This window comes from Achromobacter sp., assembly GCF_050285585.1.
Lineage (GTDB): Bacteria > Pseudomonadota > Gammaproteobacteria > Burkholderiales > Burkholderiaceae_B > Achromobacter.
This window is the reverse complement of sequence record NZ_JBLZXF010000007.1, coordinates 131,911-147,754: the sequence shown is the minus strand read 5'-3', so window position 1 is coordinate 147,754 and position 15,844 is coordinate 131,911. Positions and strand designations below refer to the sequence as shown.

Sequence of the window (15,844 nt, the reverse complement as noted above, 5' to 3'; positions counted from 1 at the left end):
CACCGGCCGGAATCAAAACCGCCTGTTCTTAAGCGTCGGTAACAAACGCGCCGGCGCCAAAACGCTCAGGTAAGATCCTCGCTCAATAACAGGTTAACAACCAAGAGGAGAACGAGACATGCCGCAATCCAATGCCCTGTTCCGCCTGGCGCCTCTGGCGCTGGCCGCCCACCTGCTGATGGCCGGCCCGGCAGCCGCGCAAAGCGCGCCGGGCACGCAAGGGCCGCTGGTCCCCGCGCCGAATCCCGCGCTGGCCGCGCAGATCGACGAACGCGCCCGCGCCATCGAAGACAAGCTCATCGCGTGGCGCCGCGACATCCACCAACATCCGGAACTGGGCAACCAGGAAACGCGCACGGCCAAGCTGGTGGCCGATCACCTGCGCGCATTGGGCATGGACGTGAAGACCGGCGTGGCCGGCACCGGCGTCGTCGCCGTGCTCAAGGGCGGCAAGCCCGGGCCGGTGGTGGCGCTGCGCGCCGACATGGACGCGCTGCCGGTCAAGGAGCAGGTGGACGTGCCCTTCGCGTCCAAGGCGAAAGGCACCTACCTGGGCAAGGAAGTGGACGTGATGCACGCCTGCGGCCATGACGCCCACACCGCCATCCTGATGGCCACCGCGGAAGTGCTTGCCGGCATGAAGGACGAGCTGCCCGGCAGCGTGAAGTTCATCTTCCAGCCCGCCGAGGAAAGCCCCGCCGACTTCGAGCCCGACGGCAAGAAGATCTGGGGCGCCAAGATGATGGTGCAGGAAGGCGTGCTGGACAACCCGAAGGTCGACGCCATCTTCGGCCTGCACGTATCCAGCGCCTACCCCTCCGGCAAGCTCTCGTGGCGCAGCGGGCCCGCCATGGCCGCGGCCGACCAGTTCTGGATCGACGTCACCGGCAAGCAGACGCACGGCGCGCGGCCCTGGTCGGGCATCGATCCCATCGTGGTCGGCTCGCAGATCATCCTGGGCCTGCAGACCATACCCAGCCGCCAGATCAACAGTATGCTGGAGCCGGCGGTCATCACCGTGGGCGCGATCCACGGCGGCAACCGCATGAACATCGTGCCGGACAGCGTCGCCATGACGGGCACCATCCGCACCTACGACGAAGGCATGAAGAAGGACATCCACCAGCGCATCGCGCGCACCGCCGACATGATCGCGCAGAGCGCGGGCGCCAAGGCGGACGTGCGGGTGGTGGAGCTCTACAACGCCACCGTCAACAACCCGGAACTGACGGAAAAGATGGGCGCCACCCTGCGTCGCGTGGCGGGCGACGGCAACTATGGGCTGCAACCCAAATCGACGGCATCCGAGGACTTTTCCTTCTATCAGGAAAAAGTGCCGGGCATGTTCTTCTATCTGGGCGTGACCCCCAAGGGCACGGACGTGGACAAGGCGGCGCCCAACCATTCGCCGCGCTTCTACGTGGACGAGCCGGGCCTGCTCAACGGCGTGCGCGCGCTGTCCAACCTGGCCGTCGACTACATGGCCGGCGCACAGAAAGGCAGCTAGGCCGAAAACGCGGCGTGGTAGGCGACCTCGCCTTGCGCGGGACGCGTGAAGCTCAGCGCCATGAAGTACTCGGGCGGCACGCCCGGGTAGGTCAGCGCCGCCCGGGCGAATCCGAAGCGGCCGTAATAGCCCGGGTCGCCCAGCACCACGCAGCCCGCCGCGCCCAGCGCCCGAAGCCGCGCCAGGCCCTCGCGCAGCAGGGCCGCGCCAATGCCCCTGCCCTGCCGGTCCGGCCGCACTGCCACCGGCCCCAGCCCGTACCAATCGCTTGAACCGTCGCTTACCGTCACCGGCGAAAACGCGATGTGGCCCGCCATGCGGCCGTCCTCCCAGGCCACCAGCGACAGCGTCAGCGCGCCCGCCTCGCGCAGCGAATCGATGATGCGGCCCTCGGTTCCCTGGCTGTGGGGATGGTCTTTGAACGCGTCCTGCGTCAACGCGAAAATGGCCTCGCGGTCGCGGGGCGTTTCTGGAAGAATCTGCATGGTTCTGCTCCTGCCGGCATTGCGCACGAGTGTAGCGCCCCGGGCCCTTGCGCATTGACGCAGGCGCGCGCGCTGAATACAGTGGTCCCACCAACGACCTTACGGATTCCCATGACTCGCTATCGTGTCGGCATCGCCGGCTTCGGCGCCATCGGCCAGGCCGTGGCGCAATCCCTGGATGCCGGGCTGCCCGGCCTTGCGCTGGCCGCCGTCGCGGTGCGCGACCCGAACGCCCCGCCCGCGTTCTCCTGGGCCAGCGGCGCCCCGGTGTACACCCGCATCGACGCCCTGCACGCGCATTGCGACGTGGTCGTCGAATGCGCCCCGGCCGCGGTGTTCCGAGACATCGCCGAACCCGTGCTGCGCGCCGGCAAGAAACTGGTCGTGCTGAGTTCGGGCGCCCTGCTGCGCCACGACGACCTGATCGAACTCGCCCGCGCCCATCACGGCCAGATCGTGGTGCCGTCCGGCGCCATCCTCGGCCTCGACGCCATTACCGCCGCCGCGGAAGGCGTCATCCACTCCGTCACGATGATCACGCGCAAGCCCGTGCGCGGCCTGCTCGGCGCGCCCTACCTGGCCGAGAACAACATCGACATCTCGGCCATCACCGAGCCCCGCCTGATTTTCCGAGGCTCGCCGCGCGATGCCGCGGTGGGGTTCCCCGCCAACCTGAACGTCGCGGTCAGCGTCTCTCTCGCGGGCATCGGCCCCGACCGTACCACTCTGGAAATCTGGGCCGATCCCTCGCTGGAACGCAATGTCCATCGCGTCGAGGTCGCGTCCGATTCCGCCTCGTTCTCGATGGAGATCCAGAACATCCCCTCGGCCAACCCCAAGACCGGCCGCATCACCGCGCAAAGCGTGATCGCCGCGCTGCGCAAGCTGACCGGCCCCTTGCGCGTGGGCACCTGACAGGGCGATACGGAGCGCGTCAGGCCGCGGCTCGGCGCAATGCCGCGGGCTCCTGCCGCGCCGCCATGCGCCCCAGTTCCCAGTTGCCCGCGCCGTCCAGGTCCAGCCTGTGGGTATGGAACGCATCCAGCGTGCTGCGATGGCCGACGCTGACCAGCATGCAGGCGGGCAGCGCGCCGCGCAGCAGGCTGTACAAGGCATGCTCCAGGCCTTCGTCGGTGGCGGAGGTCGCTTCGTCCAGGAATACGATCGCGGGCCGGTTGAACAGGGCGCGCGCGAACGCCACGCGCTGCTGCTCGCCAATGGACAGAATACGGGCCCAGTCCGCCACCTCGTCGAGCCGCCCCGCCAGGTGCCCCAGGTTGACCTGCCTGAGCGCCTCGGCCAGCCGGGCATCGTCCTCGGGCTGAGCCAGGCCCGGGTAGGCGACCGCGCCCCGCAGATCGCCCAGCGGCAGGTACGGCCGCTGCGACAGGAACAGCGCGGACGCGCCCTGCGGCCGCCGCACCCGCCCCTCGGCATAGGGCCACAGGCCCGCCAGCGCGCGCAGCAGCGTGGTCTTGCCGCTGCCCGACGGCCCCTTTATCAGCAGGGCCTGCCCCGGGCGCAGCCGCAGGTCCAGGTCCCGCAACAGGACCGCGCCGTCGGGGCGGCGCAATTGCACGCCTTCGATGTCCAGCCCGTCGGGCAGCGTTTCCGTCCGCACGGCAGGCAGGGCACGCGCGGCCTCGTTGGCGTCCAGGAACCCATTGAGCCGGTCCAGCGTGGCGCGGTATTGCGCGAAGGTGTCGTACGACGTGCGGAAGAACGACAGCGAATCCTGCACCTGCCCGAAGGCCTGCGAGGTCTGGATGACGTCGCCCAGCTTGATCGCGCCGCTGAAGAAGCGCGGCGCCTGCAGGATGAAGGGAAACACCACGGCCACCTGGCTGACCGACAGGTTGAAGCCATCGAATTTCAGGCCCCGGTACACCCGCGCCCACAGATTGGCGATGTAAGCGGTGAAGCGCGTCCATAAGGTGGCGCGCTCCACGTCCTCGCCCTGATAGAACGCAACGTTCTCCGCGTTTTCGCGCAGGCGCACCAGCGCATAGCGGAAGTTCGCCGTCAACCGTTCGGACAGGAAGTTCAGCCTGATCAGCGGCCGCCCGATCTTGAATGCGAAAAGCGTGGCCACGATCACGTACAGGTACACCACGAACACCATGGCCCGGGGGATCTCCACGCCTCCCACCGTCAGCGCGCCCGACAGCCCCCACAGGATCGACGTGAACGCAACCAGCGACACGATGGCGCTCAACGCGCCGATCGCCAGCGTGCGCGAACCGGTGACGAACATGGCGATGTCCTGCTCGATACGCTGATCGGGGTTGTCGACGGGGGCTTGCAGGAAATGCCCGCGGTAGTAGGCGCCCGCGCCCAGCCAGTCGCGCGTCAGGCGTTCGTTGAGCCAGACGCGCCAGCGGATGTCGAAAGCCTGGCCGGCATAGCTGTCGGCCAGGGTTCGCGCGACGTGCACGCAGGCAAGCACCGAGAAGATGCCCAGGAAGCGCCAGAACGCGGATTGGTCCAGCGCCTGCAGCGCGCTGTAGAAGCCGTTGTACCAGAACGAAAACAGCACCGTCATGCGCACGGCGAACATCGCCAGGAACAACAGCAGCGCCAGGGTCAGCAAGGGCCGCCAGCTGCGGCGCGGGGTGAGATACGGCCATGCCAGCCGCCAGAACTTGCGCCCCCAATCCGTGGTGCGCGCGAGCACCGCCGCGGCCAGCGCCAGGCCCACGGCGGTAATGCCGAACGCGCGCGCAAGCCACAGCGCGCTTTCCGCGAGTTGCTGGTGCCAATTCAGGTCCATGAGCCGATCGCCCTCCAAATACGCGTTTCCTGTTAGACGACACGCGTACGCCGAGTTCCGGCGAAAGGCCCGTTTTAAGCCTCGCTTAAGCGTTCCGGCCGGGCAAGCGAAGGCGCATTGAAAGCGCAGGCATTCAACGGGCTCCCAGGTCCAGGTTGGCGAACACGTCCGCCAGCGTCGGCACGGACCGGGCGGGCCAGATAGCGCTCAGATCGAAACTGGGCAGCGCGTGGCCGTCGCGCACTTCGCAGAAGCGCACGCCCCTGAAATCCATCGAGCGGATCCAGCTGGGCAGCAGCGCCACGCCGCAACCGCCCGCCACGCAGGACAGCACCGTGAGCGTGCGGTTCGCCTCCTGCGCCACGTGCGCGTCGTGCCCCGCCTTGCGCATGGCGTCCAGGATGCCGGCATAGAACGCCGGCAGCTGCGACTGCGGATACATCACCAGGCCGGCCTGCGCGATCTGGGCCATGCTTACCTGGCCGTCGGCGGGCACGTCGAGCTCATCCGGCACGGCGGCCACCAGCCGGTCCCGCAACAGCTGGCGTTCGCGCATGCGGCCGCCGACCGCAACGGGCGTATGCATCAGGCCGATATCGATTTCGCCGGTCTGCAGGGCCTCGGCCTGCTCGGCGTTGCTCATTTCACGCAGGATCACGCGCACGCCCGGCGCCTGCCTGCGCATTTCGCGCAGCGCGCGCGGCAAGGTGTCGAAGAGGGCCGACGACACCAGCCCGACCGTCAACTGCCCGGCGCTGCCGCGGCCGATCTCTCTCGCGCGGTGCGCGGCGGCATCGATCCGCGCCACGCTGGCGCGCACGTCTTCAAGAATGGCGAGGGCCGCGGGCGTGGGCGTGGAGCCCCGGCGCGAGCGTTCGAACAGCCGCACGCCCAGGTCTTTTTCCATGCGGGCCAGGCCCTGGCTCAGCGCGGGCTGCGCGATGCCCAGCCATTCCGAGGCCCGGCTGACGCTGCCGTGGTCGACCACCGCCAGGAAATAACGCAAATGCCGGGTTTCCATATTGATCCAATATATATAAAGCAATTTTCCAGAATAGAAAATTATATGTGGGCTTCCTAGAATCCCGCCTTATGAAAAGCGCCGCCGGCCCTTGGCCAGGCGCACGATAAGGAGACTGTTTTGCCCTCGCCCGCCATTGGCGCCGCCGTCGACACCCATGCGCACGTATTCCGGCAAGGCCTTGCGCTGGCCGACGTGCGCCGCCACACCCCGGACCATGACGCCACGCCGGCCGAGTACCTCGCGCTGCTGGACGCCCACGGGCTGAGCCACGGGGTGCTCGTGCAGCCCAGTTTCCTGGGCACGGACAACAGCCACATGCTCGACGCCCTGCGCGCCGCGCCCGCGCGCCTGCGCGGCGTGGCCGTGGTGGAGCCCGGAATCGCCCCGACGGCATTGCAGGCGCTGGCCGACTCGGGCGTGGTGGGCATACGGCTGAACCTGATCGGCCTGCCCGTTCCCGAACTGGGCCTGCCTGTCTGGCAGACGCTGCTGGCGCGCGTGAACGCGCTGGGCTGGCACGTCGAAGTCCACCTGCCCGCCTCGCGCCTTCCCGACATCCTGCCCGGGCTGCTGGCCGCGCAATGCCGCGTGGTGGTGGATCATTTCGGCCGCCCCGACCCCGCCCGGGGCGTGTCCGACCCCGGCTTCCAGTACCTGCTGCGGCAGGGCGACAGCGGCCGCGTATGGGTAAAGCTGTCCGCCCCCTACCGCAACTGGCAAGCCGCCGCTTGCGCGGCCTCGGGCCGCCAGGCGACGCAGCGGCTGCTGGAGGCCTACACGCCCGAACGGCTCATGTGGGGCAGCGACTGGCCCCATACCGAGCATCGCCACCTGGCGTCCTATCCGGCGGCAACGCAATGGCTGGACGCCTGGATCGACGACCCCGAGCACCGGCGCATCGTGCTTGCCGACACGCCGCTGCAGCTGTTCCAATTCCAAGGAGACACACCATGACCCATCTTTTCAAACGCCTGGCGCGCCGCGGCGCCCTGTTCGCCGCCGCGGGCCTGCTGGCCGGCGCCGCGGGCGCCGCCTCCGCGGCCTATCCCGAACGCGCCATCACCCTGGTCGTCACTTACCCGCCCGGCGGCACCGTGGACGTGGTGGCTCGCCTGATCGGCCCCAAGCTGGCCGCGGAGCTGGGCCAGCCCGTCGTCATCGAGAACCGGGGCGGCGCCGGCGGCATGATCGGCGGCGCGGTCGTGGCCAAGGCCAAGCCCGATGGCTACACGCTGATGCTGGACGCGTCGAACCACGCGCAGAATCCCGCCCTGCATTCGAAGATGCAGTTCGACACGCTGACGGCGTTTGCGCCGGTTTCCCTGCTGCTGCGCGTGCCCAACGTGCTCGTCGTCACGCCCTCGTACGAGGTCAAGACGGTGGCCGACCTGATCAAGCTGGGGCAGCCCGGCGCCAAGGATCACGTGTACTTCGCCTCGGCGGGCCCGGGCTCTGCGCAGCATCTGGCGGGCGAACTGTTCAACCTGCTTGCCAAGACCCAGCTGCAGCACGTGGCCTACAAAGGCGGCGGCCCGGCCATGATCGACGTGATGTCGGGCCAGGTGCCGGTGATGTTCGCCAGCATGGGTTCGGCCTGGCAGCACGTGAAGAACGGCAAACTGCGCGCCGTCGCCGTCGGCGGCCTGGAACGCTCCAAGACCGCCCCCGACCTGCCCACCATCGCCGAGTCCGGCGTGCCGGGCTATGAAACCTACGAATGGAACGCGGTGTTCGCCCCGGCGGGCACGCCGACCGAGATCGTGGACCAGGTGTCGCAGGCGCTGGCCAAGGTGCTGAAGGACCCCGCCATCGCCGAGCAGTTGGCCGGCATCGGCGCGGAGCCCATCGGCTCGACGCCCGCCGAACTGGACACCTTCCGCCGCGCGGAAATCGCCAAGTGGCAGCGCGTGGTCAAGGAAGCGGACCTGAGCCTGGACTGATTGGTGCCGGGCCTCCCCCGGCCCGGCTATCATGATCCCTGACCAGGCATAGGCAGGGACAGGCAGATGGACAAGATACGGCTCGACAAATGGCTCTGGGCGGCGCGCTTCTACAAGACGCGCAGCCTGGCCGTGCAGGAAATCGGCAAAGGCCGGGTATTGGTGAACGACCAGCCAGCCAAGCCCGCGCGCGAAGTCGCGCCCGGCGACCTGGTCGCCATCCGCAAGGAAGACCCGGCGCTGCGCGTGCGGGTCGTGGCCGTCAGCGGCGTGCGCGGCCCCGCGCCCGTGGCGCGTCAGCTCTACGAAGAAACCCCGGATAGCGTTGCGGCGCGCGAACGCGCGGCGGAGATGCGCCGCCTGGCGCCCGAGCCGGCGCTGGGGATAGAAGCCGGCCGGCCGACCAAACGGGACCGGCGGCTGATCGACCAGATGCGCGGCAAATGAACGGCGAATCAGCGGCCAGGCCGACCTACCGCATCGGCGCCACGGCCTGAGGCCGCACCACGTCCACCCAGACACGCGACCGGACCAGGCTGGCGACCAGCTCGAACAGATGCTGCGGCACCCGGGCCGGAACCACGACCCGGCTGAGCAGGGCCTTCAGATCCACGCGCAGCGTCGCGCGGTCCGCCGCGCCCGCGCGCCCCCGGCCGCGCCGGCCGGGGAACGCGCTCGCATACAACCGCAACCCTCGCGCTTCGCCTCCGGCGCGCACGGGGCGGGCCTCGCCGGCCAGCCGGCCGAAATCGAGCAAGGTGTCGCCGTCAGGCAGCACCGCCTCCTTCAGCGCGGCCGTGCTCGAACAGATATACACCGCGACGTCCGAGGCATCGGCGCGCGCCGACGCGCATTCGCCAGGCGATGTCCAGAACCACCAGTCCAGCGTGCCGATGAGCCCCGCCCGCGCCGGCTCGGGCCGGCACGCCTGCGGGCTGTCCAGGCGCAGCACGCTGAACTCAAGCAGCTCCATCAATTCGATGAAGGGCAGCTTGCGCATCACATCGATGCTTGCGGAGAGATCGGATCCGTCGACGGTCCGGCCATGGAAATGCCCGAGCATGGAAACCTCCCTGTCCAGGATGGAACGACGGCCGCCGCGGCGGCCACTCCCGAGTGATTACTGGGTCTGCTCCAACAAGGCGGCGCGCATCTTGCGGCGGGCCTTCATGGTGGAATAGATCAGCCAGGCCGCGAGAGCGCCTATGGCATAGATGAACGCCGCGCTGATGGGCCGATCCACGAAGATGGCCATGTCGCCGCGTGACAGCAGCAGCGCGCGGCGGAAGTTCTCCTCGACCATGGGGCCAAGCACGAAGCCCAACAGCAAGGGAGCCGGCGAGAACCGCAGCTTCAGGAACACGTAGCCCACCACGCCCAGTATCAGCACGACGGCCACGTCGAAGAGGCTATTGTTGGTGCTGTATACGCCCACGCAGACAAAGAACAGCGCCGACGGGAACAGGTACTTGTAGGGCACCCGCAGCAACTTGGCCCACATGCCGATGAGCGGCAGGTTCATCACCACCAGCATCGCGTTGCCGATCCAGAAGCTGGCAATCAACCCCCAGAAGATGTCCGCATGCTCGGTCACCATCTGCGGACCGGGCTGAATGCCATGGATGATCAGCGCGCCCAACATCAGCGCCATGACCGAATCGCCCGGAATGCCCAGGCTCATCGTGGGGATGAAGCTGGTCTGGGCCGCCGAGTTGTTCGCGGACTCCGGACCGGCGACGCCTTCGATCGCGCCGTTGCCGAAGCGGCCCGGAGTCTTCGACACCCGTTTCTCGACCGCATAGGACATGAACGACGCGATGGTTGCCCCTGTTCCCGGCAGAATGCCCAGGACGGAACCGATGGCGCTGCCGCGCGCGATCGGCGCAACGGACTTCTTGATGTCGCCGGGCTCGGGACGCACCGCCATGCGCCTGGCGCCGTTGTCCACCACGCTTGCCTTGCCGATGCGGTTCACGTTCGCGAAGAAGTCCGCCAGGCCGAACAGCCCCATCGCCAGCGCCACGAGTTGAACGCCGTCGCTCAGTTCGATCACGCCGAACGCGTAGCGGATCGTGCCAGTGTTGACGTCGGTGCCGACGACACCGAACAGCAGGCCCAGGAATACCATCGCCACACCCTTGACCGCGGAGCCCTTGGCCAGCGTGGCGCCCGCGAACAGGCCCAGCATCATCATGGAGAAATATTCGGCGGGGCCGAACTTGAACGCCACTTCGACCAGGATGGGCGAGAACAGGATCATGATGACAATGCCCACGCACGCGCCGATGAACGACGACATCACCAGCATGAACAGGGCGGAACCGGACTTGCCCTGCTTGGCCAGTGGATTGCCATCCAGGCAGGTCACCGCGTGCGACGGCGTGCCGGGCAGGTTCAGCAGAATGCAGGTGATGCCGCCGCCGTACTGGGCGCCGTAGTAGATGCCCGCCAGCATCATGAGCGCGGCGGTCGGCGTCATGGCATAGGTTAGCGGCAACAGGATGGAGATCGCCGCCAGCACGCCCATGCCGGGCAGCACGCCGATCAGGTTGCCCATGAAGACGCCGAATAGCGACCAGGCCAGGTTTTCCCACTGGAAGGCAATGGAGAAACCATGCATTACGTTCGACAACAGTTCCATGGCTTACCCCCAGCGAAACATCGGGAACTGGAGCTGCAGGCCCCAGGAGAAGACCAGCCAGCCGAACACCGTCATCGCCGTGGCGAGGAGCGCCGCCGAGCGCCAGCTGTTGGACGTGTCTCCCATGGCGGCGATGAAGACCAGCGCAAACGTCGCGGGAAGAAAGCCGAGGAAATTCCCGATCACGATGAAAGCGCCGATTCCTGCCGCAATGCAGGCCATGCCTCGCAGGCGCTCCGCCCTCGTGGGTTGCGGCGCGCCGTGGTCGACGGCCTCGTCCGGTTGCGCCAGGTCGTCCGGGTCGGGGCTGAGCGGGATCAGGACACCCAGGGCCACCAGGAAGCAGCCCACCAGCATCGGAAAGTAGCCTGGCCCCATCCGCGCCAGCTCGCCGACCGCGTAACTGTTGGCCTCGATGATCGTCAAGGCTCCGCAGAGCGCAATCAGCGCCCCTCCCCATACATCGCGTTTTATCGCCAGTGTCTTGCTGCGCATGTTCCCCCCTTCCGGAGTCAATGTTGTTTTCGCGGCGGCCAGGACCGCCACGGGATCGAAAGAAACGGGACTGTAGAGATAGGCGCTTGCATTCGGCTTTCACCGCCGCGGCGCACGGCGCGCGTGGCGCAATGCGCGCGCGCGGCCGCCGCGCAAACGTTCACGTAAATGAACACGGTCCGTCTTCGATGTTCAGAAAAGTGGACATGCATTGCTTGAATGCGATCCGATCAGGAGGAAACCGGAAAACTGGCATGGAACTTGCCGGCGACGATGCGGTTTGCCAAACGTTGCATTTTTTCCGCGGCGCCGAGAGCGGCCCGCGGCAGGCATAATCCCTCTCTTTGCCCCGACGACTCTCGCCATGTTCCACCGCTTGGGCCGCTTACCGCTGACCGTCAGGATTCCGCTGGGTGTGGCAGTGCTGTTCTTCCTGGTTTCCAGCGCGCTGATCTCGCTATCGCTGCACGGTCTTTCGCGCCAGTTCGAGCGGCAGGTCTCGAACCTGGGCCAGGTCTATCTGGATGGCCTGTCCGCCGCGGTGCTGCCTGCCGTGCGCGCCGGCGACCGGGCGCAGATGCTCGAAGTGCTGAACCGCGCCCTGGACACGCAAGTCGGCATCGTCGACCGCACGCTGGCCATCATCGGCGCGCAGGGCCAGTTGATTGCGCATGTGGCTCGCTATGCCGAGGTCGAGGCCATTCCCCTCGAGGCGCAGCTCGCGCGGTCCTCCAGCGGCACCTATCTGAGCGCCGTGTCCAACGGCGTATGGACCTGGCGGCTGCTCGACGAGAATCGCCCCTGGCTGGGCACCGTCGCGGCCAACCTGGACGCCGGCGACTTCATCGCGCAACGCCGCTCCCTGACGATCGAACTCGTGCTGGCCGGCCTGGGCGTGAGTCTGGCCGGCGCCGGCCTGGGATTCCTGCTTGCGCGCCGGCTGCAACGGCCCATCATCCGTCTCACGCAGCAACTTCGAGCCGCCCGCCGCCACAAGCCTGAACTATTGGACCTTCGGGCGGCCAGGCCCGGGGACAATGAGCTGAACGAACTGATGGAGGCCTATAACTGGATGGTTCGCAGCGTGCAGGAACGCGAGACCCTGGCGCGCCGGCACGACCGCATCGAGCGCGCCGCGCTGCTGGGGCGCATGTCCGCCGCGCTGGCACACGAGGTACGCAACCCGCTGGCGGGCATGCAGACCGCCTTGCAGACGCTGCGGCGCTTCGGACATCAGGAAGAAGCGCGCCGGGACGCGATCGATTTCGTCGACCGCGGCATACAGACCTTGCGCTCCGTGGTTGACGCCAGCCTGCAGACCTTCAGGCCGGACGGGCAATCCCCGCGCCTGACCCTGGCGGACATCCAGGACGTGCAGCTGCTGATCCGCTCCGAGGCCAGGCGCAAGCGGATACGCTTGACGTTCCGCAATGACTGGCCCGCGCAGGCGCTGCCCCTGCCCGCCGCGCCGCTGCGCCAGATCCTGCTGAACCTCTTGCTCAACGCCGTCGCCGCGTCGCCCCCCGGCACCGAGATCGAGGTCGACAGTGAATGCGACGGGTCGCGCCTGCGGCTGCGCGTCGCGGACCAGGGCCCGGGCCTTCCCGATGAGGCGCGCACCGCGCTGATGCAGCATGGCGACGACCACGCGGAAGGCATGGGTCTGGGTATCGTGCGGGAGCTCGTCCAGGGCCTGGCGGGCGAGATCGCCATCGCCAACGCTCCGGGAGGCGGCGCGACCATCATCGTGCAATTGCCGTATGCGGCATTGGAGGACAGGAAATGAGCTACGTCGACGTCTTGCTGATCGAAGACGACCGCGTGCTGGGAGGGGCGTTGCGGCAGCGCCTGCAATTGGAAGGACTGTCGGCCGCCTGGGTGGAAAACTGCTCGCAAGCCGTCGAAGCGTTCCGCCGCCAGCGGCTGCGCCCCGCTTTCATACTGGCCGACATCCGGCTGCCGGACGGCTCCGGCGAGGACTTGTACCGTCGCATCATTCCTTATGTGGCACGCTCCACCATCGTATTCGCGACCGCCTACGGCGAACTGGCGCAGGCGGTGCGCCTGGTCGCGGCGGGCGCCACCGACTATCTCACCAAACCCTACGATGTCGACGCCCTGATTGCCCGCATCCGCGCCGCCATCGAAGCGTTCGACGACGAGGACGCCAGCGGCGCCATGCCGGAGAACCCCTTTCTGGGCAGCGCCGCCACGGAAGCCGTCGCGACGGACATTCAGAAACTGGCGGCACAAAGCCTGACCGTGCTGCTGCAGGGTGAAACCGGCGTGGGCAAGGAACTGACCGCGCGGTTCATGCATGCGCATTCCCCGTTTGCGAGCGGTCCGTTCATTGCGGTCAATTGCGCAAGCCTCACGGACGATCTGGTCGAAAGCCAATTGTTCGGACACCGGCGGGGCGCGTTCAGCGGCGCCAGGGAGGCGCATCGGGGCCTGATTGAACACGCGGACGGCGGCACGCTGTTCCTGGACGAGGTCGGCGAATTGGCTCCCAAGGCGCAGGCCGCGCTGCTGCGCGTGCTGGAAGACAAGCGCTTCCTGCCGCTGGGCGGCAACACTCCCCTGAAGGCGAAGTGCCGCTTCGTGGCCAGCACCAATGCGGACCTGCCCGAAGCCGTGCGGCGCAAGGCATTCCGCGCCGACCTGTATTACCGCCTGTCGGTGGGCCACCTGAACCTGCCGCCATTGCGCGAACGCGTGCAGGACATACTGCCGCTGGCCACGCGCTTCCTGAACGACTGGTCCGCGGCCTCGCCCGCCCCTGCCGCGTTCTCGCCAGGCGCGCAGGAGGCGTTGCTCGGGCACGCCTGGCCCGGCAACATCCGGGAACTCAAGAACCGCGTCCTGCGCGCGGCGGTAACCGCCGACGGCCCTGCGATCCAGGAAAGCGACCTGTTTCCCGAAGGCAATTTGGGCGGGCCCGTCACCGTCCCGGACCTGAGCGCCGCACGCGCGGATGCTGAACTGCGTTCGATCCGGCAGGCCATCGCGGCATCGGGAGGCCAGGTCGGACTGGCCGCCAAGCGGCTGGGGATTTCGCGCACCACGCTGTGGAAGAAGCTTCGCCAGCGCTGACCGCGGCCACGCGGCTCGCGCAGGCGATTAACATAGGAATTTTTACGCAAGCCCATCATGAAAAGCAGTTCGACAGGCGGCCTCGTCTATTCCACGGAAAGCGGCAGGATGTGCCCGGGATGCCGCAGGCCGCTCGCGCAATGCGCTTGCAAGCTGGCCGCCCAGGCTTCCCCGGGCGGCGACGGCACCGCCCGCGTATCCCGGGAAACCAAGGGGCGCGGCGGCAAGAACGTTACGGTGGTCAAGGGCCTGGCGCTGGACGGCGCCGCGCTGAATTCGCTGGGCAAGCAATTGCGCGCCGCCTGCGGCTCGGGCGGAACGGTCAAGGATGGCGTGATCGAAGTGCAAGGCGACCACTGCGACCGCATCATCGACGCCCTGCAGAAGCAGGGTTATCGCGCCAAGCGCGCCGGCGGCTAGCGCGAACGGAGAACGAACAATGACGGACCTATCGATGGCGGAAATCGCCAGCTGGCATGCCCACGTTTACTTCGACGCCGGCAGCCGGGATGCCGCCTTCGCGCTGCGCGAGCAAATCGCCGGCGCATTCGGCGGCCGGATGGAACTGGGACGCTTCCATGAGCGCCCCGTCGGCCCGCATCCGCAATGGAGTTACCAGATCGCCTTCGAGCCGGCGCAGTTCGCCGAGATTGCGGCCTGGCTCGTCCTGCACCACGGCGCCCTGGACGTGTTCATGCACCCCAACACCGGGGACTCGCTGCGCGACCACCGCGACCGCGCCGTCTGGATCGGGCGCAGCCACGCGCTGAACCTGCAGGCGCTGGGCGCCTGATCAAAGCGCGCGGCCCACGATCAGCGAATCCAGCGCCATCGCCGGGTCGCCGCTCTTGCCTTCATATGGCAGGCGGCTCAGCACATAGCGCATGGCATTGAGGCGCGCGCGTTTCTTGCAGTCCGACTTGACCACGACCCACGGCGCGTCCGCCGTGTCGGTGTGGGCGAACATCGCCTCCTTGGCGCGCGTGTAATCGTCCCATTTGTCCAGCGAGGCCAGGTCCACCGGGCTCAGCTTCCACTGCTTGAGCGGATGGACCTTGCGCTGCTGGAAGCGCCGCAACTGCTCCTCGCGGCTGACCGAGAACCAGAACTTGATCAGGTGAATGCCGCTGGAGACCAGGTGGCGCTCGAAATCCGGAACCTGGCGCAGGAACTCCTGGTATTCGCCATGCGTGCAAAAGCCCATCACGCGCTCCACGCCGGCGCGGTTGTACCAGGAGCGGTCGAACATGACTATCTCGCCCGCGGTGGGCAAGTGCTGCACGTAGCGCTGGAAGTACCATTGGCCCCGCTCCGTGTCGGACGGCTTTTCCAGGGCGACCACCCGCGCTCCGCGAGGGTTCAGGTGCTCCATCATGCGTTTGATGGTGCCGCCCTTGCCCGCCGCGTCGCGGCCCTCGAACAGAATCACGACGCGCTGGCCCGTGGCCTTGACCCAGGCCTGCAACTTCAGCAGCTCGACCTGCAGCCGGTACTTCTGCTTTTCGTAGTTCCGCCGCTGCATGCGGTGGCGGTAGGGATAGAGGCCCTCGCGCCAATCCGCGACCAGCTCGTCGTCGGCGTCGAGGGCGGCGTCCGGCGCCCGCGCGCCCGCCTCCAGCAGGGCGCGGTGCACAGCCTGCGCATCGTCCGGAGACAGTTCCTCGATGACCGAACGCAAGGCGTCGCGCGCCTGGATGGGGTCGGTGGCATGATGGCGCCGCGCGATGTCGGCCAGCACCGCCACGGCCTCCTGCCGCGCGGCGGCCACGCGCGCGGAGATGCGCTTGCGGGCGTCCAGCTCACGCGTGGCCGTATCTTCGGGTTCCGGCGCGAGGTCCTGGCCGGCGCTGTCCGGCATCTTGTCCGTCATGGGGGTCTCCTTGTTGCGC

General features: G+C 67.8%; 16 protein-coding genes. 9 read left to right on the top strand and 7 right to left on the bottom strand.

The genetic code is table 11. The features are described from left to right. Window positions 1-118 precede the first annotated feature (118 nt). Complete coding sequence (locus tag ACN6PJ_RS12550) at window positions 119-1,507, top strand: amidohydrolase (protein WP_427996198.1); 1,389 nt, start codon at window positions 119-121, stop codon at window positions 1,505-1,507. Here the strand turns inward: ACN6PJ_RS12550 and ACN6PJ_RS12545 are convergent. Beyond that, complete coding sequence (locus ACN6PJ_RS12545; protein WP_427996197.1) at window positions 1,504-1,992, bottom strand: GNAT family N-acetyltransferase; 489 nt, start codon at window positions 1,990-1,992, stop codon at window positions 1,504-1,506. The two genes, ACN6PJ_RS12550 and ACN6PJ_RS12545, sit on opposite strands and share 4 nt — an antisense overlap. Window positions 1,993-2,103: 111 nt before the next feature. Between ACN6PJ_RS12545 and ACN6PJ_RS12540 the strand changes: the two genes are divergently transcribed. Next, window positions 2,104-2,907, top strand: coding sequence for an aspartate dehydrogenase (locus tag ACN6PJ_RS12540; protein WP_427996196.1), 804 nt, complete (start codon window positions 2,104-2,106; stop codon window positions 2,905-2,907). A 19-nt stretch (window positions 2,908-2,926) separates the two neighbouring features. Here ACN6PJ_RS12540 and ACN6PJ_RS12535 read toward each other — a convergent pair whose 3' ends face one another. Both ACN6PJ_RS12535 and ACN6PJ_RS12530 read right to left on the bottom strand, forming a co-directional pair. Beyond that, window positions 2,927-4,762 (bottom strand): ABC transporter ATP-binding protein/permease, encoded by a 1,836-nt coding sequence (locus ACN6PJ_RS12535; protein ID WP_427996195.1) that lies wholly within the window; start codon window positions 4,760-4,762, stop codon window positions 2,927-2,929. A 133-nt stretch (window positions 4,763-4,895) separates the two neighbouring features. Then, window positions 4,896-5,783, bottom strand: coding sequence for a LysR family transcriptional regulator (locus ACN6PJ_RS12530; protein ID WP_427996194.1), 888 nt, complete (start codon window positions 5,781-5,783; stop codon window positions 4,896-4,898). A 120-nt stretch (window positions 5,784-5,903) separates the two neighbouring features. On the opposite strand from ACN6PJ_RS12530, the gene ACN6PJ_RS12525 reads away from it, so the two are divergent. The 3 genes from ACN6PJ_RS12525 to ACN6PJ_RS12515 all read left to right on the top strand — a co-directional run bounded on the left by ACN6PJ_RS12525 (window position 5,904) and on the right by ACN6PJ_RS12515 (window position 8,173). After that, window positions 5,904-6,740 carry an amidohydrolase family protein gene (locus tag ACN6PJ_RS12525; protein WP_427996193.1) on the top strand — a complete coding sequence of 279 codons (837 nt, stop codon included), beginning with the start codon at window positions 5,904-5,906 and terminating at the stop codon, window positions 6,738-6,740. Continuing rightward, window positions 6,737-7,726 carry a tripartite tricarboxylate transporter substrate binding protein gene (locus tag ACN6PJ_RS12520; RefSeq protein WP_427996192.1) on the top strand — a complete coding sequence of 330 codons (990 nt, stop codon included), beginning with the start codon at window positions 6,737-6,739 and terminating at the stop codon, window positions 7,724-7,726. The genes ACN6PJ_RS12525 and ACN6PJ_RS12520 overlap by 4 nt, the downstream gene beginning before the upstream one ends. Window positions 7,727-7,792: 66 nt before the next feature. Beyond that, window positions 7,793-8,173, top strand: coding sequence for an RNA-binding S4 domain-containing protein (locus ACN6PJ_RS12515; RefSeq protein WP_427996191.1), 381 nt, complete (start codon window positions 7,793-7,795; stop codon window positions 8,171-8,173). 25 nt (window positions 8,174-8,198) lie between these two features. Here the strand turns inward: ACN6PJ_RS12515 and ACN6PJ_RS12510 are convergent, their stop codons facing one another. Genes ACN6PJ_RS12510 through ACN6PJ_RS12500 form a run of 3 tightly spaced genes read right to left on the bottom strand, consistent with a single transcriptional unit; the run spans window position 8,199 to window position 10,862 of the window. Next, window positions 8,199-8,789 (bottom strand): hypothetical protein, encoded by a 591-nt coding sequence (locus ACN6PJ_RS12510; protein WP_427996190.1) that lies wholly within the window; start codon window positions 8,787-8,789, stop codon window positions 8,199-8,201. Window positions 8,790-8,846: 57 nt separating this feature from the next. Next, entirely contained in the window at window positions 8,847-10,367 is a 1,521-nt protein-coding gene (locus ACN6PJ_RS12505) for a tripartite tricarboxylate transporter permease (RefSeq protein WP_427996189.1), read from the bottom strand. A gap of 3 nt (window positions 10,368-10,370) precedes the next feature. Continuing rightward, window positions 10,371-10,862, bottom strand: a complete 492-nt coding sequence (locus ACN6PJ_RS12500; protein ID WP_427996188.1) for a tripartite tricarboxylate transporter TctB family protein — start codon at window positions 10,860-10,862, stop codon at window positions 10,371-10,373. A gap of 364 nt (window positions 10,863-11,226) precedes the next feature. On the opposite strand from ACN6PJ_RS12500, the gene ACN6PJ_RS12495 reads away from it, so the two are divergent. From ACN6PJ_RS12495 to ACN6PJ_RS12480, 4 genes are read left to right on the top strand one after another with little or no spacing between them, the layout of a single operon-like run. Beyond that, window positions 11,227-12,648 (top strand): ATP-binding protein, encoded by a 1,422-nt coding sequence (locus tag ACN6PJ_RS12495; protein WP_427996187.1) that lies wholly within the window; start codon window positions 11,227-11,229, stop codon window positions 12,646-12,648. Beyond that, a complete protein-coding gene (locus ACN6PJ_RS12490) occupies window positions 12,645-13,955 on the top strand; it encodes a sigma-54-dependent transcriptional regulator (protein ID WP_427996186.1) in 1,311 nt (436 codons plus the stop codon). Before ACN6PJ_RS12495 ends, ACN6PJ_RS12490 begins: the two co-directional genes overlap by 4 nt. 57 nt (window positions 13,956-14,012) lie before the next feature. After that, window positions 14,013-14,375 (top strand): translation initiation factor Sui1, encoded by a 363-nt coding sequence (locus tag ACN6PJ_RS12485; RefSeq protein ID WP_427996185.1) that lies wholly within the window; start codon window positions 14,013-14,015, stop codon window positions 14,373-14,375. Between the two features lie 19 nt (window positions 14,376-14,394). Beyond that, window positions 14,395-14,748, top strand: a complete 354-nt coding sequence (locus ACN6PJ_RS12480) for a DOPA 4,5-dioxygenase family protein (RefSeq protein ID WP_427996184.1) — start codon at window positions 14,395-14,397, stop codon at window positions 14,746-14,748. On the opposite strand, the gene ppk2 is transcribed toward ACN6PJ_RS12480, so the two are convergent. After that, window positions 14,749-15,825, bottom strand: coding sequence for a polyphosphate kinase 2 (gene ppk2, locus ACN6PJ_RS12475; RefSeq protein WP_427996183.1), 1,077 nt, complete (start codon window positions 15,823-15,825; stop codon window positions 14,749-14,751). Window positions 15,826-15,844 lie beyond the last annotated feature (19 nt).